We start from the raw sequence: 20386 nt of genomic DNA, 5'->3' as shown, positions 1-20386 counted from the left end.
TATCTCCTGCTTATTTAGTTGATTGTTCAAAGTAGTATTTGCCGGTTTTTAATGCACTTGGACCTAAACGCGCATATTTAAACATCAAATACATCTCAACAATAATGAACGCAAGATAAAGCGCACAAATTAAACCAATAGAGAACCATAAATCGCCTGTGCTTAAATTAGAAGCAGATACACCAACAGGTAAGATCTCGTAAATAGCCCAAGGCTGACGACCATATTCGGCTAAGAACCAGCCGCACTCAATGGCAATCCAAGGTAATGGCAAGCCCCATAAAAGAACTTTTAACAATAATGGAATTTGAGTTACTTTATTACGTAAATTTTGAACAAATGCACCGAATGTAAGTAAAGCAATTAAACCACCAGCTGCAAGCATCGCACGAAATGCCCAGAAGTTAGGACCTACATTTGGAATAGTATCACGAGCAGCTTGTTTAATTTGTTCTTCAGTCGCATCAACAACATTGTTTGTATAGCGTTTTAATAATAAACCGAAACCAAGATCTTTTTTAACTTCATTAAATTGTGCTTTGGTTTCTTCATTAACTTGACCATTCGCTTTTTTCTCAGCCCGTAGTTGAGTAAATAATTCATAAGCACGGATACCACTACGCACACGAGTTTCATTTAATGCTTGAAGATCTTTTAGACCTGTAATTTCTTTATCAATTGAACGAGTTGCTATTACACCACCAAGATAAGGAATTTCAATCGCAAAATCATTTTTCATTTCAGCCGTATTTGGAATTGCAATAGGGTGGAATGGGGCAGGTGCTGCGTGAGTTTCAAATTCAGCTTCCATTGCGGCTAATTTTACAGGCTGTGCTTTACCAATATCATAACCAGATTCATCACCTAGAATTAGTACTGCAATAGAGGCGATAAATCCAAAAGTCGCTGCTACAGAGAAAGAACGTTTTGCAAATTCAAAATCACGACCTTTTAGTAAAAAATATGAGCTAATTGCTAAAACAAAAAATGCGCCTGTCACATAACCTGCGGAAAGAGTGTGTAAGAATTTACTTTGCGCAACAGGATTTAACCAAAGATCTAAGAAGTTAGTCATTTCCATACGTACAGTTTCAAAATTAAATTCTGAACCTGTTGGTGCTTGCATCCAGCCATTTGCGACCAAAATCCACATTGCAGATAAATTAGAACCGAAAGCCACACAATAAGTTGCTAATAAGTGTTTTCCTTTTGATAAACGATCCCAACCGAAGAAGAATAATCCCACAAAAGTTGATTCTAAGAAGAAAGCAAGTAACGCTTCAATAGCAAGTGGCGCACCAAAAATATCCCCGACGTAATGAGAATAATAAGACCAGTTAGTACCAAATTGGAATTCCATAATAATACCGGTGGTCACCCCAAGGGCAAAGTTAATGCCAAATAACTTTCCCCAAAATTTTGTCATATCTTTATAAACTTCTTTACCTGTCGCCACATAAATAGTTTCCATAATTACAAGAATAAAGGATAAACCCAATGTTAGCGGCACGAAAATGAAGTGATACAACGCAGTTAAAGCAAACTGCAAGCGAGAAAGATCAACAACGTCTAACATTCTCAACTCCTTTGTATAAACAACATTAGTTCCAACAATGATTAACAAGGCGATGCCTTAAATAATCCCTAATTACTCAACTCCAATCAGCTAAGTTTAAATTGACTTATCTGCATAATTATTTTTAAAGGTTAAAAAAACACCAGTTATTATAGAGATAACCCAAATTGGCGGCTATTCTACTACTAAACATAAGGATAAAAAATAGTAAAAAATGCTATATAGATCACATTTTTGATATAAATACAAAAATAGGGCTTATTTGTTATATTTCATTTAATTGACCTAGATCAAATTGACATTTTTTCAATAATTTTTGTTTTAAAGATGATTAATTTCATTGTGTAAGAGCATATTTTAATATTTGTCTCAACCAACATCATTTCTTGATGTTTTTAACGACTCGAATAGTATGTAGTGGCATTTAGTACTTAATTTATCATTCAACATTTGTAATGTGATTGTTAATCATTTCCAATGATAAAAAGGATTAAGCTAAAACTAGCATTGAGTTCATTAACCAAATAAGGTAGACTACCGTCCCGTCTTTGATAGCTAATTATCTTCGATTTTTGACCGCACTTTTGGTCGATTTTGTCTGTAAGATGATTAGCTATAATCATTTATATCCCAATACAGATTAGGTTCCCTATGGCTACAAATTATATTTTCGTCACTGGCGGTGTGGTTTCATCGTTAGGTAAAGGCATTGCGGCAGCATCATTGGCGGCAATTTTAGAAGCGCGTGGTTTAAACGTAACCATTATGAAATTAGATCCATATATTAATGTGGATCCCGGTACGATGAGTCCAACCCAACATGGGGAAGTTTTCGTCACTCAAGATGGCGCAGAAACAGATTTAGACTTAGGTCACTATGAGCGTTTTATCCGTACTAAAATGACTAAACGTAATAACTTCACCACAGGTAAAATTTATTCTGAAGTATTACGTAAAGAGCGTCGCGGCGATTATCTTGGTGCAACAATTCAAGTGATTCCTCATATTACCAATGAAATTAAAGATCGCGTTATTGCTGGTGCTCAAGGTCACGACGTTGTGATTGTTGAAGTGGGCGGCACTGTTGGGGATATTGAATCACTTCCATTCTTAGAAGCATTACGTCAATTAGCTGTTCAAGTTGGTCGTGAACATACGTTATTTATGCACTTAACCTTAGTGCCTTACATTCCAACGGCGGGTGAAGTAAAAACTAAACCAACCCAACATTCTGTAAAAGAATTACTTTCTATTGGTATTCAACCTGATGTGTTGATTTGCCGTTCAGATCGCATGATTCCAGCAAATGAACGTGCAAAAATTGCTTTATTCTGTAACGTACAAGAGCGTGCAGTCATTTCGTTAAAAGATGTAAATTCGATTTATCAAATCCCAGCATTATTAAAATCTCAAGGTTTAGATGATTTTGTCTGTGACCGTTTTCGTTTAACTTGCCCAGAAGCAGATCTTTCTGAATGGGAACAAGTGCTTTATAAACAAGCAAATCCAGTGGGAGAAGTGACCATTGGAATGGTAGGTAAATATACTGAGTTACCAGACGCCTATAAATCTGTAAATGAAGCGTTGAAACACGCAGGTTTAACGAATCGTTTAAGTGTAAACATTAAATACATTGATTCCCAAGATGTTGAAACCAAAGGTGTTGAAGTATTAAAAGGCATTGATGGTATTCTTGTTCCTGGTGGATTCGGTTATCGTGGTGTGGAAGGTAAAATTCGTACCGCACAATATGCACGAGAAAACAAAATTCCTTATTTGGGCATTTGCTTAGGTATGCAGATCGCATTGATTGAATATGCACGCAATGTAGCGGGTTTAACTAAAGCCAATTCATCTGAATTTGATAAAGATTGTGAACAACCCGTGGTTGCATTAATCACGGAATGGCAAGATGCGGATGGAAATACAGAAGTGCGTACCGATGAATCAGATCTTGGTGGAACAATGCGTTTAGGCGCACAACAATGTCATTTGGTGTCAGGCAGCTGCGCTCGTGAGCTTTATGGCCAAGAAACCATTGAAGAACGTCATCGTCATCGCTATGAAGTAAATAATACCTTACTTCCACAAATTGAAAAAGCAGGATTGAAAGTAACTGGATTATCTGCCAATAAAAAATTGGTAGAAATTATCGAAGTGCCAAATCATCCTTGGTTTGTCGCTTGCCAATTCCATCCAGAATTTACCTCGACTCCTCGTGATGGTCATCCGTTATTTGCAGGCTTTGTAAAAGCAGCCTATGAAAATCACAAAAAATCTGTGAAGTAATTCTTGGTTCTGCAATAAGTGCGGTAAAAAAATGAAATATTTTTATTTGGTTATGATATAACTTGATGTTTTTGAAGTAAAAAAATCCCCGTTAAATTCATCATTTAACGGGGATTTTTTATAAGCTATTTACTGTTTTTATATTTTTAGTTAGTACGCTTAACTAATTTCGTCCAGTTATAATAACCATATAACGAGTTAAGTAAGTAAGCTGAATACATTAAGTAGATGGCTGGTGTTTCTGCCCAAAGGAAAATAGAAAGAACATTTAATCCAATCCATAACAGCCATTGTTCACGATAACGCAAAATCATTAAAATCTGTGCAGCAACCGTAATAATTGTAGTTAGTCCATCTAAACCAGTTGAACTACCGCCAGCTGCTTGCAATGCCTGAACAAAAAGTAAAGTTCCAACTGTAGTTGTAACAATTAATGTAATCCAACCTTTAACAGTTAAAGCTTTTGCAATTACACTTTCTCCACCATCGCTATTTTGCATGTTGGCTTTCCACATAAAGTAACCAATAAATTGAGATGGTAAATATACGTAAAGTACGGTGTTCATTTCACCTAAGAAATTCGATCCCCAAGCAACATAAAAATAAGTGTAAGCAAAAATTAATCCAAAGAAATAATTACTGATTTTGCCTTTACTTACCAATACCACACACAAAATACCCGAAATGCCAGAAATCATTGCTAACCAAGAATCAGGTGTTTGTACATAAGCCCAAATTTGCGCGATGATAAAAAGCACAAGCCAAACCACCTCAAAAGGTTTCCAACCAGAAACAAATTCTTGTTTTAAACGTTCTGCCAAAGTCATTATTTACTCCTATTGACTTAAGTTTTAATGTAAACATTATTGCATTGTGTTTTTGTAATGTAAAGATTCAGAGCAATTTAATTCTAAACTTGTGAAATTCATCACATTTCTATCAAATTCCAAGCAATCCATTATTGAATGAATTTTGAGAAACTCTCTAAAAATTCACCGCACTTTAAATACAATAATCCAACTCAAGCGGTATGTTGGCTTGTAATAAAAACTGCTTAGTTCGTTCCTGTTGTGGATAAGCAAAGAATTTATCTGCGCTATTTTGTTCCACAATATACCCATCTGCCATCAAAATCACACGATCTGCAACATCTTTAGCAAACTGCATTTCGTGAGTAACAATAATCATTGTCCAGCCTTCTTGTGCGAGTATTTTAAGAATTTGCAACACCTCGCCCACTAATTCAGGATCTAAAGCCGATGTTGGTTCATCTAATAAAATAATATCAGGTTTTACCGCAAGGGCTCGAGCAATCCCAACTCGCTGTTGCTGCCCACCAGAAAGTTGAGATGGAAATAAATCCACTTTATTTTTAAGCCCTACTTTTTCTAGCAAGCTAAGGGCTTTTTCACGAGCTTGAGCCTTATCTTGTTTTTGCACGACAACCATTCCTTCCATGATATTTTCAAGGGCGGAGCGATGAGGAAATAAATTATATTGTTGAAATACCATTGACGAACGTCGGCGTAACTTCAATTCATCTACTTTACTGATTTTCTGGCTGAAATCAATTTTTAGGCTACCATCATCAAATTCTAAAATGCCTTGCTCTGGTCGTTCAAGCAAGTTTAAACAACGTAAAAAGGTGGTTTTTCCAGAACCAGAGGGACCTAAAATTGCTACCACTTCACCTTTATTAATTTCAAAATCAATGCCTTTTAACACGTGATTGCCATTAAAGTTTTTCTGAATATTACTTACTTTTAACATAGACAATCCTTACAAGTGACGAGAAAGGCGTTTTTCTAAACGCATTTGACCAATAGACAATACAAAACAGAAAACCCAATAAATCAGAGCAGCTTCACTATAAATCAAAATAAATTCATAGTTTGCTGCTGTAATATTCTGTGCGACACGGAATAATTCTGTCACTAAAACAAGAGAAGCTAATGAAGTGTCTTTCACTGTACTAATAAAAGTATTAGAAAGCGATGGTACTGAAATACGTAAAGCCTGTGGCATAATTGTACGAATAAATGCTTGTCGATAATTCATACCTATCGCATAAGAGGCCTCCCACTGCCCTTTAGGTATAGCAATAATTGAAGCACGAACTGTCTCTGCTGCATAAGCACCTATATTAATAGAAAATGCAATAATCGCTGTCGGAAAAGGCTCTAAAGTAATACCGACTTCAGGTAATCCATAAAAAATAATAAAAATTTGTACTAACATCGGTGTACCTCGAATTATAGAGATATACACTCGACATAAAGCCTGTAACAATTTTAAGGGTAAATTAGGGCTAGGTAAAGTACGAATAACAGCAACAATCACTGCAATAAGCAAACCACAGAAGAAGGAAATGACTGCCAATGGCAATGTGTATAAAATTGCTGCTTCCAACATAGGCCAAAACGAGCTGATTACATAATCAGCTCGTTCTTCGCTCATAAATGGAAGACTCGCCAACCAATTATTGAGTAATATCATAACCAAACCATTCAATTGAAATCTGTTTTAATGTACCATCTTGGCGAAGTGCTTCAAGTACTTGATTAAATTTTGTAATCAATGCATCTTCACCTTGTAAAAAAGCAAAGGCAGTCGGAGTTTTATCCCCACGATCATAAGCAATTTTTAAATTAGAATTTGGGTGTTGTTTAAAATAATCTAATACAGCCAATTTATCATTAATTGTTGCGTCTGCACGGCCTTGTTTAATAAGCTCTAAGCTCTGTGCTAAACCATCCACTACAAGAATCTGTGCGCCAGCAGCTTTTGCATATTTACCCCAGTTACTTGTTGCAGATTGCGCAGATTTACGACCTTTCAAGTCTTCAAATGATTTAATACTGTTATCCGATGATTTTGTTACTATCACTCCACCAGAATAATTATAAGGTGTTGTGAAACTGTATTTTTTTAAACGCTCTGTGCTTGGGCTAGTTTGGTTTGCAATCACATCAAAACGTTTTGCATTTAACCCCGCATACATTGCATCCCATTGTGTTTCTTTAAATTCCACTTTCAAACCGAGCTTTTCAGCAACTTTACGAATAACCTCTACATCAAAACCTGTTAATTTTCCACTTTTATCATGGAAAGTAAATGGTGCATAAGTCCCTTCTGTTCCGACTAATAAAGTTTTAGTTTTTTCAACACGATCGGCAATTTCGCCTGCCTGAGAAAAAGTTGAGAAAGCAATAACTCCAGTTAAAAGTGCGGTAGTAAAAAGTAATTTTTTCATTTTTTATTCCTTATGTTGTGTTTTGGATAGATGCGATTATAAAAACCAAATTTATGAAAAAAAAATACTATTTATTTATAGTTTATAAACTTTTGTTCTAAAAACTAGAAAATAATTAACCGCACTTTTTGAAAATTATTTTGCATCTATACAACGTAATGACTTATATTTTTACAATTAACGCAAAAATGCCTTTATAAAGAAAGGCATTTATAGAAATTTGACGAAGTACTATAGCTGTAAATAGAAAGAATATAACGAGTAACTATACTTAATTATGCTTCAGAAAAACGTTCAATTTTCGCACCTAGACCACGTAATTTATCTTCGATATGTTCATAACCACGATCGATATGATAAATACGCTCTACAATGGTTTCTCCCGTTGCGATACAGCCTGCAAGCACTAAACTGATTGAAGCGCGTAAATCTGTCGCCATCACTTCTGTGCCAGACAATTGTTCAACCCCGTGACATACTGCTGTATTCCCTTCAATTTCAGCTTTACCCCCCATACGAATTAATTCAGGAATATGCATAAAACGATTTTCAAAAATCGTTTCAGTAATAATGCTTGTACCTTCTGCCACCATATTTAATAAGGTAAACTGAGCTTGCATATCAGTTGGGAACCCCGGATGTGGGGCGGTACGAATATTGACTGCTTTAGGGCGATTACCAAGCATATCTAAAGTAATGCTATTTTCAGTTACATCAACTTGCGCACCAGCTTCACGGAGTTTATCAATTACTGCATCTAAAGTATCAGCCTTAGTATTTTGACAAACAACACGACCGCCTGAAATGGCTGCAGCAATTAAGAATGTTCCCGTTTCAATACGATCTGGCACAACACTATGTTCACAACCAGTTAAATGTTCAACACCTTCAATCGTGATGTGAGCAGAACCTGCACCTGTTATTTTCGCACCCATTTTATTAAGGAAATCGGCGGTATCAACAATTTCAGGCTCACGAGCGGCGTTTTCAATAACAGTCGTACCTTTCGCAAGGGTTGCTGCCATCATAATAGATAAAGTGGCGCCTACACTTACTTTTTCTATTACAATACGAGTTCCCACAAGACGATCCGATACTTGTGCTTTTACATATCCTTCTTCAAGAACAATATCTGCACCTAATTTTTCTAAACCGCTAATATGGAGATCAACAGGTCTAGCCCCAATAGAACAACCTCCAGGTAATGATACTTGACCTTGATGGAAACGAGCGACTAAAGGTGCCAATGCCCAAATTGAAGCTCGCATAGTTTTAACCAATTCATAAGGTGCAGTGAAATGATTGATATTAGAGGCATCTAATAAAACTGCACCAGTTGCATCACGATCTACAACCACGCCTAATTGACGCAAAATTTTCAAAGTAGTTTCAATATCTTTAAGTTCGGGAACATTTGTCAATTTAACAGGTTCTGTCGCTAAAATAGCCGCAAAAAGAATTGGAAGTGCGGCGTTTTTTGCGCCTGAAATATTCACACTTCCACTTAAACGAGATTGCCCATAAACACGAAATTTATCCATTTTTAAGTCCTTAATTAAACTGGTTTAATGCACGATCGCGTTTCCATTTTTCTACGGTATAAGTTTTGATGGTTAGAGCGTGAATTTCACCAGTACTAAAATAAGGCATTAAAGGGGCATAAATCGTTTGTTGTTGTTTTACACGAGATAGTGCAGCGATTTCATCACTCACAACAATCACACCAAAATGTGCATTTTCACCTTGTGCATAGACTTCTGCAATATTTAGTGTGTCTTTTAAAATTTGTTCAATTTTTTGAAGTTCCATCGGATTTCCGTTTAGTTAAGCTATGTAAAATTTGCGATCCAATCAGATAAACCAAAGAGATCTGCTAGGGTTAATAATTGTTTTGGTGGATAAACTAATCGCACTGTTTTATTAAGCTTTTGACACTCTCGTAAAAAATCACAAAGAGCTGCAAAACCAGCAGAATCAATATGCTGAAGATCAGACAAATTCCATTCAACAATAGTTTTATCAAGTGTACTGGCTGACAAAAAAACGCCACGTTGCTGCCACATTGGTAACAACGTGCTGCGAGATAGTTCCCCAAACAAAAAGAGCGTTATTTTATCATTATTTTTTTGCAAATCCCAATTTAGCATAGTTATTCATTTATTGATTGAAAATTATAGGTTGTGAGGCAGATTGCTGCATCTTTGTGATTAATGTATCAATACCTTGTTTGTTTAAAATACCAACCCAATTTTTTATCGTATCTTCCAGCATACTTACGCCTGCTGCTGCCATATCGTAGGCTTTCCATTCCCCACTTTTATTGCCTTTACGCCATTTAAAATCTAATAGGATCGGAGCAACGCCATTAGTTTGAATAATACTTACGCGAATATTTACAAAATTGTTATCGCCTAATTCTTTTTCTGATTCAATTTGAATTTTTTGATTAGAATAATTTGTTAATGCTTGTGCATACTTTTGCTCAATCAATTCGCCAAAAGTTTTGAAAAATTTTTTGCGTTGTTCTGCAGAGGTTGATTTGTAGTATGAACCTAATACTTTAGAACCTGCATATTCTAAGTTTACATAAGGCAATAAATCATTACGAACAATAGTACGTAAATAATTTGGATCTTGTTTAATTTTACTTTGATTAGCTTGTATATCAGAAAATAGTTTATCTGCCGCTTGCTGCATTAAAACATAAGGACTTGTTTCTGCAATAGCTGTTCGTGTAACCAAAAGTGCGGTTAATACGAAAGTTAAAATAGTAAACCATTTTTTTAGTTGAGTAAGGTTCATTATCAATCTCCTAATTTATAAAATTTAACCTATTATTCTGCGGATTCTGATTTTTCATTGCCGTCCGATTTTTTACTTCCATATAAGAATTGCCCAATTAAATCTTCCAATACCATAGCTGATGTAGTGTCTTGAATTTGGCTACCATTTTTAAGCATTGCTGTATCTCCATCATCAAAACCTATTGTCAAGGCAATATATTGCTCACCTAATAAACCTGATGTTTTAATTGATAAAGAACTGTTTTCTGGGATTTCATTATATTCTTGATTAATCGCGATGCTTACTTTCGGTAAATAGCTTTTTTCATCAAGAGTAATAGCACTCACACGTCCAATTACTACGCCTCCAATTTTTAGTGGTGCGCGCACTTTAAGTCCGCCAATATTATTAAAAATTGCCGTCACGGTATAAGATTTCGTCTCAGCAAAACCTTGTACATTAGCTACGCGTAAACCTAAAAAAACTAAGGCACCAATACCAAGTAATAAAAATAATCCGACCCAAAATTCATATTTAATTGTTTGTCTCATAAAAAAATCCTTAACCTGCACCAAACATAATAGCAGTCAAAATAAAATCTAATCCTAGAACAACAAGTGAAGCGTGCACAACTGTTCGTGTTGTAGCTTGACTGATACCTTCTGATGTTGGCATACAATCATAACCATTAAAAAGCGCAATCCAAGTTACGGCTACAGCAAAGAAAACCGCTTTAATAAAGCCATTTAAAATATCATAGCTCCAACTCACGGAATTTTGCATAACAGACCAAAAGCTGCCTGAATCAACACCTTTCCAATCCACACCAACTAAGGAACCGCCCCAAATACCAATCGCGATAAACAAGATTGACAAAATTGGCATGGAAATAACCCCTGCCCAAAAACGAGGTGCAATCACTCGACGTAAAGGATCAACAGCCATCATTTCAAGACTAGAAAGTTGTTCAGTGGCTTTCATTAAGCCTATTTCAGCCGTCAATGCAGAACCTGCTCGACCAGCAAATAAAAGTGCGGTAACAACAGGGCCTAATTCTCGCAAAAGAGAAAGTGCCACCAACTGGCCTAAACTTGTTTCAGCAGAAAAATCGACTAACACGACATAACCTTGTAGTCCTAATACCATTCCAATAAATAAACCGGACAACAAAATAATGAGTAACGATTGGACACCTAAAACATGCATTTGCTTCACAAGCAAAGGAAAATGCTTACGAATTTGTGGCTTGCCGATCAATGCGCCAAATAACATAAAGCCAGCTCGCCCCAATGCACGGAAAAAATCAATCACCTGTTTTCCCAAAGCAGAAATAAAATTGACGATCATTCAAACAATTCCTTCACATAATCTTGCGCTGGGTACTTAAAGCGCACAGGACCATCAGATTCACCTTTTAAGAATTGCACCACGCGCGGATCTTGGCTTTGTAAAAGCTGCTCAGATGTTCCTTCTGCGATGACTTTTTGGTCTGCAATAATATAGGCATAATCAGCAATACTCAATACTTCCTCCACATCGTGTGACACTACGATAGAAGTCAAATTTAACGCTTCATTTAATCGTTTAATCAGGCTTAAAATTACGCCCATACTAATCGGATCTTGCCCCGTAAATGGCTCATCAAACATAATTAAATCAGGGTCAAGCGCAATAGCACGCGCTAATGCAGCTCGACGAGCCATACCACCGGAAAGTTCTGAAGGCATTAATGCGGCAGCACCTCGCAACCCAACCGCCTCCAATTTCATCAACACGATTTGACGAATTAAACTTTCAGGCAAATGCGTATGTTCACGAATTGGAAAGGCGACATTATCAAAAGTAGAAATATCCGTAAAAAGCGCACCTGATTGGAATAACATCCCCATCCGCTTGCGTACTTCGTACAGTTCACGATTAGATAGACGACAAATATCTTGTCCATCAAACAAAATTTCACCTTGCTCTGGCATTAGTTGCCCACCGATCAATTTAAGTAAGGTGGTTTTACCAATCCCCGACGGTCCCATGATCGCAGTGATTTTTCCCTTTTTTACTTGCAAATTCAGGTTATCGTAAATCACGCGATCACCGCGTTTAAAGGTAAGATTCTTAACTTCAATTAGATTTTGATTCATTAAAATCTCGTTTATAAATAAAAAGTTCAATCAGTTTTATATGACCTTAAAAAGTTAGATTTGTTTAATTTAAAGATTAAGTTTTGTTATTTATAGCAACACATTTCTTTGGCTTAACTTTAATGTGGTCATAAAAATAGCTATAAAAAATAGTGATAAATTCTATTTTTAATAACTTAAAATTTTGTCATAGTAACATTCTTTTTGACCTCACTAAAGAAGCTTTACATTTCTTCATTATTTATTGAATTTTAATAATACTTTGTTTATGGAAAATAAACATTGATAAATGCTTATAAATAATAAGCCTGTAAAAGATACAGATTTGATAAAAAAGATTGCAAGAGAAAAGTTATAGAGAGGAAAGTAGAAAAACCTAGCTTTTGCTAGGCTTTTCTATGTTTATTATTTTGCGCAATTGCTGTGTGCTGTTTTTTGTTCAAAACGTTCTGCAACGAAATCCCAGTTTACCACGTTCCAGAATTCTTTAATGTAGTCTGGACGACGGTTTTGGAATTTTAAGTAGTAAGCGTGTTCCCAAACATCTAAACCTAAAAGTGGGAAACCCTCACAACCAGCCACTTCTTTACCCATTAATGGGTTATCTTGGTTTGCTGTTGATACTACGGCTAATTTACCTTCAGCGGTTAATACTAACCATGCCCAGCCAGAACCAAAACGAGTTGCTGCTGCTTTTTCAAATTCTGCTTTAAATGCATCTACAGAACCGATATCGCGTTCAATCGCATCTTTTAATGCGCCTTGTAAAGTAGTGCCTTTTTTCAAACTTTTCCAAAATAAACTGTGGTTTGTGTGGCCACCCGCATTATTACGTAATGCACTACGTTTTTCTGCAGGAATTTTATCAAGGTTAGAAATTAAATGATCCGGACACATTTCTACTAATTCAGCGGGTAAACCTTCTAATGCAGCATTTGCATTGTTTACGTAAGCTTGGTGGTGTTTACTATGATGGATTTCCATTGTTTGCGCATCAAAATGTGGTTCTAACGCATTGTAGTCATAGCCTAATTCAGGGAGAGTGTAAGACATAATGTATTCCTTCCATTGTTAAAAACAGATTTCGTTGAGGTTTTGGTCTATAACCAAAATTGAGCAAATAATAGCAAAAAAATTGATTTAGATCATTAAATGTTTTTGCTTTTTTAATCAGTGAATTTATTAAATTTTGTTTTAAATCAATAAACCTATCGATCTACTTCTAAAGAGTTATGCGTTTGAGTTGCGAAAATTTCATCAAATATTAGAATACTGCCACTTTCTATTTTCCCTCTGTAATTATGTTTGAGCAACACAAGTTATCTCTGCAAAACTTATCCTGCCAACGTGGTGAACGCGTACTTTTTCGTGCTTTGACTTGCGATGTTAATAGCGGTGATTTTGTGCAAATTGAAGGGCATAATGGCATAGGTAAAACCAGTTTGTTACGTATTCTTGCGGGTTTAGCGCAACCTTTGGAAGGCGAAGTGCGGTGGGATTCTGAAGCGATTTCCAAACAACGTGAACAATATCATCAGAATTTGCTTTATTTAGGTCATCTTTCTGGTGTTAAACCAGAATTAACCGCGTGGGAAAATTTGCAGTTTTATCAACGAATTAGCCAAGCGGAACAAAATCCTGATATTTTATGGGATTTACTTGAGAAAGTAGGATTATTAGGTCGCGAAGATTTGCCGGCTGCACAGCTTTCTGCAGGACAACAAAAACGTATCGCCTTAGGTCGCTTATGGCTTTCTCAAGCTCCTTTATGGATTTTAGATGAACCCTTTACTGCGATTGATAAAAAAGGCGTGGAAATTTTAACCGCACTTTTTGATAAGCACGCTCAACGAGGTGGTATTGTGTTACTGACCAGCCATCAAGAAGTGCCAAGTTCTCATCTGCAAAAATTGAATCTAGCAGCTTATAAAGCGGAATAACTTAATGATTTTTCTAGAAATAATTAAACGCGAACTTCAAATTGCGATGCGTAAAAATGCGGAAATTTTAAATCCGCTGTGGTTCTTTTTGCTTGTGATTACCTTGTTTCCGTTGGTTATTGGGCCAGATCCTAAATTACTTTCCCGTATCGCACCGGGTATCGCATGGGTAGCCGCATTACTTTCAGCATTGCTTTCTTTTGAACGTTTATTCCGTGATGATTTTATTGATGGTTCTCTCGAACAATTAATGCTAACTGCACAGCCTTTACCAATGACAGCTTTGGCTAAAGTGGTTGCACATTGGTTGCTCACAGGTTTACCGCTTATTTTATTATCGCCTATTGCAGCTTTGTTACTTTCTCTTGAAGTGAATATTTGGTGGGCATTAGTTTTGACATTGTTGCTTGGCACCCCTGTATTGAGCTGTATTGGCGCAATTGGCGTGGCTTTAACAGTGGGGTTGCGAAAAGGGGGTGTGTTGTTGAGTTTGCTTGTTGTTCCGTTATTTATTCCCGTTTTAATTTTTGCTTCATCAATATTAGAAGCAGCAGGATTAAATGTGCCTTATGGGGGACAACTGGCGATTTTAGGTGCAATGATGGTTGGCGCAGTAACACTTTCGCCTTTTGCCATCGCGGCGGCACTGCGAATTAGTTTAGATAATTAATTTTATTTCATCGTATAAAAGTGCGGTAATTTTTCTCTTTAATTTTTAAGGATCTTTTTATGTGGAAGTGGCTACATCCTTATGCAAAACCCGAAACTCAATATCGTATCTGCGGTAAATTGAGTCCGCTATTTGCATTTTTAACGCTTATTTTACTCGGTATCGGCATTGTATGGGGGTTGGCATTCGCCCCAGCTGATTACCAACAGGGCAATAGTTTCCGAATTATGTATGTGCATGTGCCGACAGCGATTTGGTCAATGGGCGTGTACGGTTCAATGGCGATTGCAGCTGTGGTTGCCCTTGTGTGGCAAATTAAGCAAGCTCATCTCGCAATGATTGCAATGGCGCCAATTGGTGCATTGTTTACTTTCTTATCGCTTGTTACGGGGGCAATTTGGGGGAAACCAATGTGGGGTACTTGGTGGGTGTGGGATGCTCGCTTAACTGCAGAATTAATTTTATTCTTTCTTTATCTTGGTATCTTAGCGCTTTATTCTGCTTTTTCAGATCGTAATGTAGGGGCAAAAGCAGCGGGGATTTTATGCATTACAACGGTCGTGATTTTACCGATTATTCATTTTTCGGTGGAATGGTGGAACACGTTACATCAAGGTGCGAGTATCACTAAACTGGAAAAACCATCCATTGCAATTCCAATGTTGGTTCCATTAATTTTGTGTATATTCGGTTTTTTAACCTTGTATATTTGGCTTACTTTAGTGCGTTATCGCGTGGAATTATTGAAAGAAGATGCGAAACGTCCTTGGGTTAAAGCACTTGCGGAGGGTATCTAATTCCGTGGGTAGGTATACCCACGGTTAATATAAAATGATTCCCCTTTGGGGAAAGTTGAATCTACCCTAAAAGGGTAGTACTTTTACTAACCTAGGGTATACCTACCCTAGGGTGAGAAATAAGGAATATTTTATGTTTTTCCAAACTTGGAGTGATTTTTTTAATATGGGTGGCTACGGTTTTTACGTATGGTTATCCTATGCAGTAAGTTTAGTGGCAGTTATTGCCTTAATTGTTCAAAGTGTCAAGCAACGCAAGACAGTATTACAAAATGTCTTGCGTGAGAAACAACGCGAAGAACGTTTACAACAAGCAAATAAGGGGAATACACTATGAATCCAAGACGTAAATCCAGATTTAAATTAGTCATTTTTGTTGTATTAGGCATCGCTATTGCTAGTGGGTTAATGTTATATGCGCTACGCCAAAATATCGACTTGTTTTATACGCCATCTGAAGTGATTCAAGGTAAGGATAATAATCTGAATCAAAAACCTGAAGTGGGGCAGCGTATTCGTGTTGGCGGTATGGTGGTTGAAGGCTCTGTAGAGCGTGATCCAAAAAGCTTGAAAGTGCGGTTTGATTTAAATGATATTGGTCCTGCGATCACGGTTGAATATGAAGGCATTTTGCCAGATCTTTTCCGTGAAGGGCAAGGTATTGTGGCTCAAGGTGTATTAACTCAGCCAACTGTTTTAAGCGCGACAGAAGTATTGGCTAAACACGATGAAAATTATGTGCCGCCAGAATTAGGCGAAAAAATGCAAAAAGTACATAAACCAATGGGAATTGAGGCAGCGGACTTAAAAGGCGAAAGTGCGCGTGATCGTCAAGAAAAAGAAGGCGCAAAATGATTGCTGAATTAGGAAATTATGCGCTGGCTTTAAGTTTAGCTGTGTCGCTTATGTTGGCAATTTTCCCTTTGTGGGGGGCTGAAAAGGGCAATGCACAATTAATGGCACTAGCTCGCCCAATGACTTATGGTTTATTTGCAAGCCTAAGCATTGCTTTTGCTGCGCTATTTTATTTATTCGCAGTCAATGATTTTAGCGTGCAATATATTGTAAATAATTCTAATACTACTTTACCCATTTATTATCGTTTATCTGCGGTATGGGGTTCTCATGAAGGATCTTTATTATTGTGGATTTGGCTACTTGCCGTTTGGTCATCTGCCGTCGCTTTATTGAGTAAACATTTACCCCAAGAAGCGGTTGCTCGCGTGCTTGGTATTATGGGGATTATTAGCGTCGGTTTTGTGTTGTTCGTCTTATTCACTTCAAACCCTTTTACGCGTACTTTCCCTAATTTCCCAGTGGACGGAAAAGAGCTTAATCCAATGTTGCAAGATGTAGGCTTGATTTTCCATCCGCCATTGCTTTATATGGGCTATGTTGGTTTTTCTGTGGCATTTGCGTTTGCGATTGCATCCTTAATGACGGGAAAATTAGATTCAGCTTGGGCGCGTTGGTCACGTCCTTGGACGCTTGCTGCTTGGGTGTTTTTAACTTTAGGTATCGTACTCGGTTCTTGGTGGGCTTATTATGAGCTTGGCTGGGGCGGCTGGTGGTTCTGGGATCCTGTGGAAAATTCATCATTTATGCCTTGGCTTGCTGGTACTGCATTGATTCACTCCCTTTCTGTGACAGAAAAACGCGGTTCTTTCAAAGCTTGGACGGTATTACTGGCGATTTTAGCCTTTTCACTTTGTTTACTCGGCACGTTCTTAGTTCGTTCGGGTATCTTAGTTTCAGTTCACGCATTTGCATCGGATCCAACTCGTGGTTTATATATTTTGGCTTACCTCGTTGTGGTGATTGGCGGTTCGCTTGCGCTCTATGCGTATAAAGGCAGTCAAATTCGTTCTCGCGATAATGCAGAACGCTATTCACGTGAAAGTATGTTGTTATTAAATAATATCTTATTAATGACCGCACTTTGCGTTGTATTCTTAGGAACGTTGTTACCACTCGTTCACAAACAACTGGGTTTAGGTTCTATTTCTATTGGTGCGCCATTTTTTGATCAAATGTTCTTAATTATTATGACACCATTTGCATTATTGCTTGGTATTGGACCTTTAGTGAAATGGCGTAGAGACCAATTTTCTGCAATTCGTACGCCTGTTGTTATCAGCGTATTTATTATGCTGATTGCAGGTTTTGCGTTACCTTACTTCTTGCAAGATAAAATTACCGTGAGTTCGGTGCTTGGTTCAATGATGACTGTGATTATCGCGTTACTTGCGCTTTATGAATTGCAACAACGTGCGACGCATCGTGAACCATTCTTTGTGGGCGTACGAAAACTATCTCGTTCTCACTGGGGAATGATGTTAGCTCACTTAGGCGTAGCTATGACTGTTTGGGGGATTGCGTTTAGCCAAAACTTTAGCGTAGAACGTGATGTGAGAATGAAAGTTGGCGAGAGCGCACAAATTGGTCGTTACGATTTTAAATTTGCCGGTGTGACGGATGAAAATGGTCCAAACTATATTGGTGGAAAAGCTCAAATTGATATTTCTAAAGATGGGCAACCAGAGGCAAGTTTATTCGCAGAAAAACGTTTTTACACAGTAAGTCGTATGTCTATGACGGAAGCCGCCATTGCTGGTGGTTTAACTCGTGACCTTTATGTGGCTCTAGGCGAAAAACTTGAGGACAATTCTTGGGCGTTACGCTTATATTACAAGCCATTTATTCGCTGGATTTGGATTGGCGGCTTATTTATGGCGTTAGGTGGATTGTTGTGTATGTTCGATCGACGCTATCGGTTTAATGCGTTGTTGAAGAAATAATTTATACTGCCATGGGTAGGTATACCCATGGCTAATTGAAATGGTTCCCCTTTGGGGAATTTCAACTAGCCTCAAAGAGGCTACACTTTTACTAGCCTAGGGTATACTTACCCTAGGCACCAATTTTAAAGTGCGGTAAAAAATGAAAAAAAAATTACTCGTTCCTCTTATTCTCTTTTTATCAATAACAATTGCTTTTTTAGTGCAATTAAAACGTAATGCACAAGGCGAAGATATTAAAGCGTTAGAGTCAGCTTTGGTTGGAAAGCCTGTGCCAGCAAAAAATTTGACGGAGTTGTTTGAAAATAAAGCTTATACGAATGAATTGTTTCAACAAGGTAAGCCAGTTTTGCTTAACGTATGGGCGACTTGGTGTCCGACTTGTTATGCAGAACATCAATATTTAAACAAACTTGCTAAAGAGGGTGTGAGAATTATTGGTTTAGATTATAAAGATGAATCACCTAAAGCAATGAAGTGGTTAAAAGATCTTGGCAATCCTTATCAAGTTGTTTTAAAAGATGAAAAAGGTTCTTTCGGTTTGGATTTAGGAGTATATGGTGCGCCTGAAACTTTTATTATAGATAGTAAAGGCGTGATTCATTATCGTTATGCCGGTGATGTAAACGAAAAAGTTTGGACTCAGACTTTAAAACCAATTTATGACAAACTTTCGGAGCAACAATAATGAAAAAAACATGGCTATTTTTGACCGCTCTTTTGTTTAACTCAGTGGCGTTTTCAGCGATTGACGCATTAAATTTTAGTTCTCCACAACAAGAGAGTGATTACCATCAATTAACACAATCTTTGCGTTGCCCTCAATGTCAAAATAACAATATTGCGGATTCCAATGCGACTATCGCTGTGGATATGCGTGGCAAAGTATTTGAGCTTTTACAAGAAGGCAAGTCGAAAAATGATGTAGTGGATTATATGGTGGAACGCTATGGCAATTTTGTAACTTACGATCCACCTATGACAGCGAGTACATTAGTGCTATGGATTGCCCCATTATTGCTTGTGTTGTTAGGCGTGGTATTTTTATTAAGACGTAAACCAAAAGCTCAAAGTGCGGTAAAATCCCAAGATGTTTTAACTGATGAAGATAATGCGCGTTTGGCAGAATTATTAAACAAGGATAAATAGATGAATTTTGCATTAATTTTTATATTAACCACTTTAGTTGTGGCGTTAATTTGTTTTTATCCTTTATTACGTCAATTCAAAGCGAAACATGGGCAAAAACGTGATGATTTAAATAAGGCGTTATATTTCTCACGCTTGGAAGAAATTGAGCAAGATAATTCCCAAGGTTTAGTTGAAAATGTTGAGCAACTCAAACAAGAATTACAGAAAACTTTGCTTGATGATGTGCCGAGTAAAGTCCAAGAGAATGTGGATTATTCTGGCAAATCTTATGGAAAAATTTGGTTTGCTTCTGGTCTATTAGCGTTAGGAATTATCGCGGGCTCTTCTTATTTTATGGTGGGTTCTTGGCAAGTTGAATCGATGTTAGAGCAAACTTATGCGAAATTGCCCTATTTCTTTGAACGAATGAAAGATGAAGATAAAAATCCATTTTCTGATGCAGAAATGCAGCAATTTTCTACCGCACTTCGTATAGATTTACAGAAAAATGCAAACGATGCAAAAAAATGGTGGATGCTCGGTCAAATTGGGATGAACTTAGGTGATGCACGTTTAGCATTTGATAGCTATCAAAGAGCTAACAAACTGGAACCAGATAATGTGCAATATAAATTAGGCTATGCTCGCATATTGATGTTTTCTGAAGACGCAACAGATAAACTTAAAGGCGGCAATTTATTGAGGGAAGTGATTCGTCAAGATCACACTAACATTGAAGCATTGAGTTTACTCGCATTCCGTTATTTTGAAACGGAAGATTATAAAATGGCAGCAGTGACTTGGGCGATGATGCTACGCTTAATGCCGAAAGATGATGAACGTGTGCCACTAATTGAAAAAAGTATTCGTGCCGCACGTGATGCTTTAGAAGCTCAAAACGAAGAAAAATCAAAAAGTATCACTCCTGAAAAATAACCTAGTACGTTATAAGACTTTTTGATATAGTGCGAAAAAATTATTCGTAGTCGAACAGATTAGCATTTAATAAA

General features: G+C 37.1%; 23 protein-coding genes. 10 read left to right on the top strand and 13 right to left on the bottom strand.

The features are described 5' to 3' along the window. Nucleotides 1-10: 10 nt before the first annotated feature. Nucleotides 11-1576 (bottom strand): cytochrome ubiquinol oxidase subunit I, encoded by a 1566-nt coding sequence (locus DQN24_RS08430; RefSeq protein ID WP_021034904.1) that lies wholly within the window; start codon nucleotides 1574-1576, stop codon nucleotides 11-13. Between the two features lie 651 nt (nucleotides 1577-2227). Between DQN24_RS08430 and pyrG the strand changes: the two genes are divergently transcribed. Continuing rightward, entirely contained in the window at nucleotides 2228-3865 is a 1638-nt protein-coding gene (gene pyrG, locus DQN24_RS08425) for a glutamine hydrolyzing CTP synthase (protein WP_021034905.1), read from the top strand. Nucleotides 3866-4011: 146 nt separating this feature from the next. On the opposite strand, the gene pnuC is transcribed toward pyrG, so the two are convergent. From pnuC to sodA, 12 genes are all read right to left on the bottom strand, one after another. Beyond that, a complete protein-coding gene (pnuC, locus tag DQN24_RS08420; RefSeq protein ID WP_111695711.1) occupies nucleotides 4012-4692 on the bottom strand; it encodes a nicotinamide riboside transporter PnuC in 681 nt (226 codons plus the stop codon). Between the two features lie 175 nt (nucleotides 4693-4867). Next, nucleotides 4868-5635 carry an amino acid ABC transporter ATP-binding protein gene (locus tag DQN24_RS08415; protein WP_021034906.1) on the bottom strand — a complete coding sequence of 256 codons (768 nt, stop codon included), beginning with the start codon at nucleotides 5633-5635 and terminating at the stop codon, nucleotides 4868-4870. Between the two features lie 9 nt (nucleotides 5636-5644). Beyond that, entirely contained in the window at nucleotides 5645-6361 is a 717-nt protein-coding gene (locus tag DQN24_RS08410; protein WP_041175295.1) for an amino acid ABC transporter permease, read from the bottom strand. Continuing rightward, nucleotides 6345-7118, bottom strand: coding sequence for an amino acid ABC transporter substrate-binding protein (locus DQN24_RS08405; protein ID WP_021034908.1), 774 nt, complete (start codon nucleotides 7116-7118; stop codon nucleotides 6345-6347). Before DQN24_RS08405 ends, DQN24_RS08410 begins: the two co-directional genes overlap by 17 nt. Before the next feature lie 275 nt (nucleotides 7119-7393). Continuing rightward, complete coding sequence (murA, locus tag DQN24_RS08400; protein ID WP_021034909.1) at nucleotides 7394-8659, bottom strand: UDP-N-acetylglucosamine 1-carboxyvinyltransferase; 1266 nt, start codon at nucleotides 8657-8659, stop codon at nucleotides 7394-7396. Between the two features lie 10 nt (nucleotides 8660-8669). Continuing rightward, complete coding sequence (locus DQN24_RS08395; protein ID WP_005686372.1) at nucleotides 8670-8927, bottom strand: BolA family protein; 258 nt, start codon at nucleotides 8925-8927, stop codon at nucleotides 8670-8672. Between the two features lie 20 nt (nucleotides 8928-8947). After that, entirely contained in the window at nucleotides 8948-9265 is a 318-nt protein-coding gene (locus DQN24_RS08390; RefSeq protein ID WP_005686374.1) for an STAS domain-containing protein, read from the bottom strand. 10 nt (nucleotides 9266-9275) lie between these two features. Next, nucleotides 9276-9920 carry a phospholipid-binding protein MlaC gene (gene mlaC / locus DQN24_RS08385; RefSeq protein ID WP_021034910.1) on the bottom strand — a complete coding sequence of 215 codons (645 nt, stop codon included), beginning with the start codon at nucleotides 9918-9920 and terminating at the stop codon, nucleotides 9276-9278. Between the two features lie 32 nt (nucleotides 9921-9952). Continuing rightward, nucleotides 9953-10453 carry an outer membrane lipid asymmetry maintenance protein MlaD gene (mlaD, locus tag DQN24_RS08380; RefSeq protein ID WP_005656074.1) on the bottom strand — a complete coding sequence of 167 codons (501 nt, stop codon included), beginning with the start codon at nucleotides 10451-10453 and terminating at the stop codon, nucleotides 9953-9955. 10 nt (nucleotides 10454-10463) lie between these two features. Next, entirely contained in the window at nucleotides 10464-11249 is a 786-nt protein-coding gene (mlaE, locus tag DQN24_RS08375; protein ID WP_005628334.1) for a lipid asymmetry maintenance ABC transporter permease subunit MlaE, read from the bottom strand. Continuing rightward, a complete protein-coding gene (mlaF, locus tag DQN24_RS08370; protein WP_005656079.1) occupies nucleotides 11246-12040 on the bottom strand; it encodes a phospholipid ABC transporter ATP-binding protein MlaF in 795 nt (264 codons plus the stop codon). Before mlaF ends, mlaE begins: the two co-directional genes overlap by 4 nt. A gap of 405 nt (nucleotides 12041-12445) precedes the next feature. Continuing rightward, nucleotides 12446-13093 carry a superoxide dismutase [Mn] gene (gene sodA / locus DQN24_RS08365; protein WP_111695710.1) on the bottom strand — a complete coding sequence of 216 codons (648 nt, stop codon included), beginning with the start codon at nucleotides 13091-13093 and terminating at the stop codon, nucleotides 12446-12448. A 248-nt stretch (nucleotides 13094-13341) separates the two neighbouring features. Here sodA and ccmA point away from each other — a divergent pair, with 248 nt between their 5' ends. The 9 genes from ccmA (at nucleotide 13342) to ccmI (ending at nucleotide 20312) form a co-directional block, all read left to right on the top strand. After that, the gene (ccmA, locus tag DQN24_RS08360) at nucleotides 13342-13980 is read left to right on the top strand and encodes a cytochrome c biogenesis heme-transporting ATPase CcmA (protein ID WP_075913072.1); all 639 of its coding nucleotides are present in this window, start codon (nucleotides 13342-13344) and stop codon (nucleotides 13978-13980) included. 4 nt (nucleotides 13981-13984) lie between these two features. Beyond that, nucleotides 13985-14650 carry a heme exporter protein CcmB gene (ccmB, locus tag DQN24_RS08355; protein ID WP_042599623.1) on the top strand — a complete coding sequence of 222 codons (666 nt, stop codon included), beginning with the start codon at nucleotides 13985-13987 and terminating at the stop codon, nucleotides 14648-14650. A 59-nt stretch (nucleotides 14651-14709) separates the two neighbouring features. Next, complete coding sequence (locus tag DQN24_RS08350) at nucleotides 14710-15447, top strand: heme ABC transporter permease (RefSeq protein WP_048954773.1); 738 nt, start codon at nucleotides 14710-14712, stop codon at nucleotides 15445-15447. Between the two features lie 133 nt (nucleotides 15448-15580). After that, a complete protein-coding gene (gene ccmD / locus DQN24_RS08345; RefSeq protein WP_005693416.1) occupies nucleotides 15581-15784 on the top strand; it encodes a heme exporter protein CcmD in 204 nt (67 codons plus the stop codon). Then, nucleotides 15781-16302, top strand: a complete 522-nt coding sequence (gene ccmE, locus DQN24_RS08340) for a cytochrome c maturation protein CcmE (protein ID WP_044330600.1) — start codon at nucleotides 15781-15783, stop codon at nucleotides 16300-16302. Before ccmD ends, ccmE begins: the two co-directional genes overlap by 4 nt. After that, a complete protein-coding gene (locus DQN24_RS08335; protein WP_111695709.1) occupies nucleotides 16299-18245 on the top strand; it encodes a heme lyase CcmF/NrfE family subunit in 1947 nt (648 codons plus the stop codon). The genes ccmE and DQN24_RS08335 overlap by 4 nt, the downstream gene beginning before the upstream one ends. Nucleotides 18246-18387: 142 nt before the next feature. Further along, nucleotides 18388-18933 (top strand): DsbE family thiol:disulfide interchange protein, encoded by a 546-nt coding sequence (locus DQN24_RS08330; protein WP_111695708.1) that lies wholly within the window; start codon nucleotides 18388-18390, stop codon nucleotides 18931-18933. Next, entirely contained in the window at nucleotides 18933-19394 is a 462-nt protein-coding gene (locus tag DQN24_RS08325) for a cytochrome c-type biogenesis protein (protein ID WP_111695707.1), read from the top strand. The genes DQN24_RS08330 and DQN24_RS08325 overlap by 1 nt, the downstream gene beginning before the upstream one ends. After that, complete coding sequence (gene ccmI, locus DQN24_RS08320; protein ID WP_111695706.1) at nucleotides 19395-20312, top strand: c-type cytochrome biogenesis protein CcmI; 918 nt, start codon at nucleotides 19395-19397, stop codon at nucleotides 20310-20312. The last annotated feature ends 74 nt before the right edge of the window (nucleotides 20313-20386 follow it).

This window comes from Haemophilus influenzae (assembly GCF_900475755.1).
Lineage (GTDB): Bacteria > Pseudomonadota > Gammaproteobacteria > Enterobacterales > Pasteurellaceae > Haemophilus > Haemophilus influenzae_D.
This window is presented reverse-complemented; position numbering and strand designations above follow the sequence as displayed.

What these genes read in the sequence shown, in the direction of transcription:
- DQN24_RS08430 (WP_021034904.1), bottom strand. Translation starts at nt 1,576, where the DNA reads ATGTTAGACGTTGTTGATCTTTCTCGCTTGCAGTTTGCTTTAACTGCG.
- pyrG (WP_021034905.1), top strand. Translation starts at nt 2,228, where the DNA reads ATGGCTACAAATTATATTTTCGTCACTGGCGGTGTGGTTTCATCGTTA.
- pnuC (WP_111695711.1), bottom strand. Translation starts at nt 4,692, where the DNA reads ATGACTTTGGCAGAACGTTTAAAACAAGAATTTGTTTCTGGTTGGAAA.
- DQN24_RS08415 (WP_021034906.1), bottom strand. Translation starts at nt 5,635, where the DNA reads ATGTTAAAAGTAAGTAATATTCAGAAAAACTTTAATGGCAATCACGTG.
- DQN24_RS08410 (WP_041175295.1), bottom strand. Translation starts at nt 6,361, where the DNA reads ATGATATTACTCAATAATTGGTTGGCGAGTCTTCCATTTATGAGCGAA.
- DQN24_RS08405 (WP_021034908.1), bottom strand. Translation starts at nt 7,118, where the DNA reads ATGAAAAAATTACTTTTTACTACCGCACTTTTAACTGGAGTTATTGCT.
- murA (WP_021034909.1), bottom strand. Translation starts at nt 8,659, where the DNA reads ATGGATAAATTTCGTGTTTATGGGCAATCTCGTTTAAGTGGAAGTGTG.
- DQN24_RS08395 (WP_005686372.1), bottom strand. Translation starts at nt 8,927, where the DNA reads ATGGAACTTCAAAAAATTGAACAAATTTTAAAAGACACACTAAATATT.
- DQN24_RS08390 (WP_005686374.1), bottom strand. Translation starts at nt 9,265, where the DNA reads ATGCTAAATTGGGATTTGCAAAAAAATAATGATAAAATAACGCTCTTT.
- mlaC (WP_021034910.1), bottom strand. Translation starts at nt 9,920, where the DNA reads ATGAACCTTACTCAACTAAAAAAATGGTTTACTATTTTAACTTTCGTA.
- mlaD (WP_005656074.1), bottom strand. Translation starts at nt 10,453, where the DNA reads ATGAGACAAACAATTAAATATGAATTTTGGGTCGGATTATTTTTATTA.
- mlaE (WP_005628334.1), bottom strand. Translation starts at nt 11,249, where the DNA reads ATGATCGTCAATTTTATTTCTGCTTTGGGAAAACAGGTGATTGATTTT.
- mlaF (WP_005656079.1), bottom strand. Translation starts at nt 12,040, where the DNA reads ATGAATCAAAATCTAATTGAAGTTAAGAATCTTACCTTTAAACGCGGT.
- sodA (WP_111695710.1), bottom strand. Translation starts at nt 13,093, where the DNA reads ATGTCTTACACTCTCCCTGAATTAGGCTATGACTACAATGCGTTAGAA.
- ccmA (WP_075913072.1), top strand. Translation starts at nt 13,342, where the DNA reads ATGTTTGAGCAACACAAGTTATCTCTGCAAAACTTATCCTGCCAACGT.
- ccmB (WP_042599623.1), top strand. Translation starts at nt 13,985, where the DNA reads ATGATTTTTCTAGAAATAATTAAACGCGAACTTCAAATTGCGATGCGT.
- DQN24_RS08350 (WP_048954773.1), top strand. Translation starts at nt 14,710, where the DNA reads ATGTGGAAGTGGCTACATCCTTATGCAAAACCCGAAACTCAATATCGT.
- ccmD (WP_005693416.1), top strand. Translation starts at nt 15,581, where the DNA reads ATGTTTTTCCAAACTTGGAGTGATTTTTTTAATATGGGTGGCTACGGT.
- ccmE (WP_044330600.1), top strand. Translation starts at nt 15,781, where the DNA reads ATGAATCCAAGACGTAAATCCAGATTTAAATTAGTCATTTTTGTTGTA.
- DQN24_RS08335 (WP_111695709.1), top strand. Translation starts at nt 16,299, where the DNA reads ATGATTGCTGAATTAGGAAATTATGCGCTGGCTTTAAGTTTAGCTGTG.
- DQN24_RS08330 (WP_111695708.1), top strand. Translation starts at nt 18,388, where the DNA reads ATGAAAAAAAAATTACTCGTTCCTCTTATTCTCTTTTTATCAATAACA.
- DQN24_RS08325 (WP_111695707.1), top strand. Translation starts at nt 18,933, where the DNA reads ATGAAAAAAACATGGCTATTTTTGACCGCTCTTTTGTTTAACTCAGTG.
- ccmI (WP_111695706.1), top strand. Translation starts at nt 19,395, where the DNA reads ATGAATTTTGCATTAATTTTTATATTAACCACTTTAGTTGTGGCGTTA.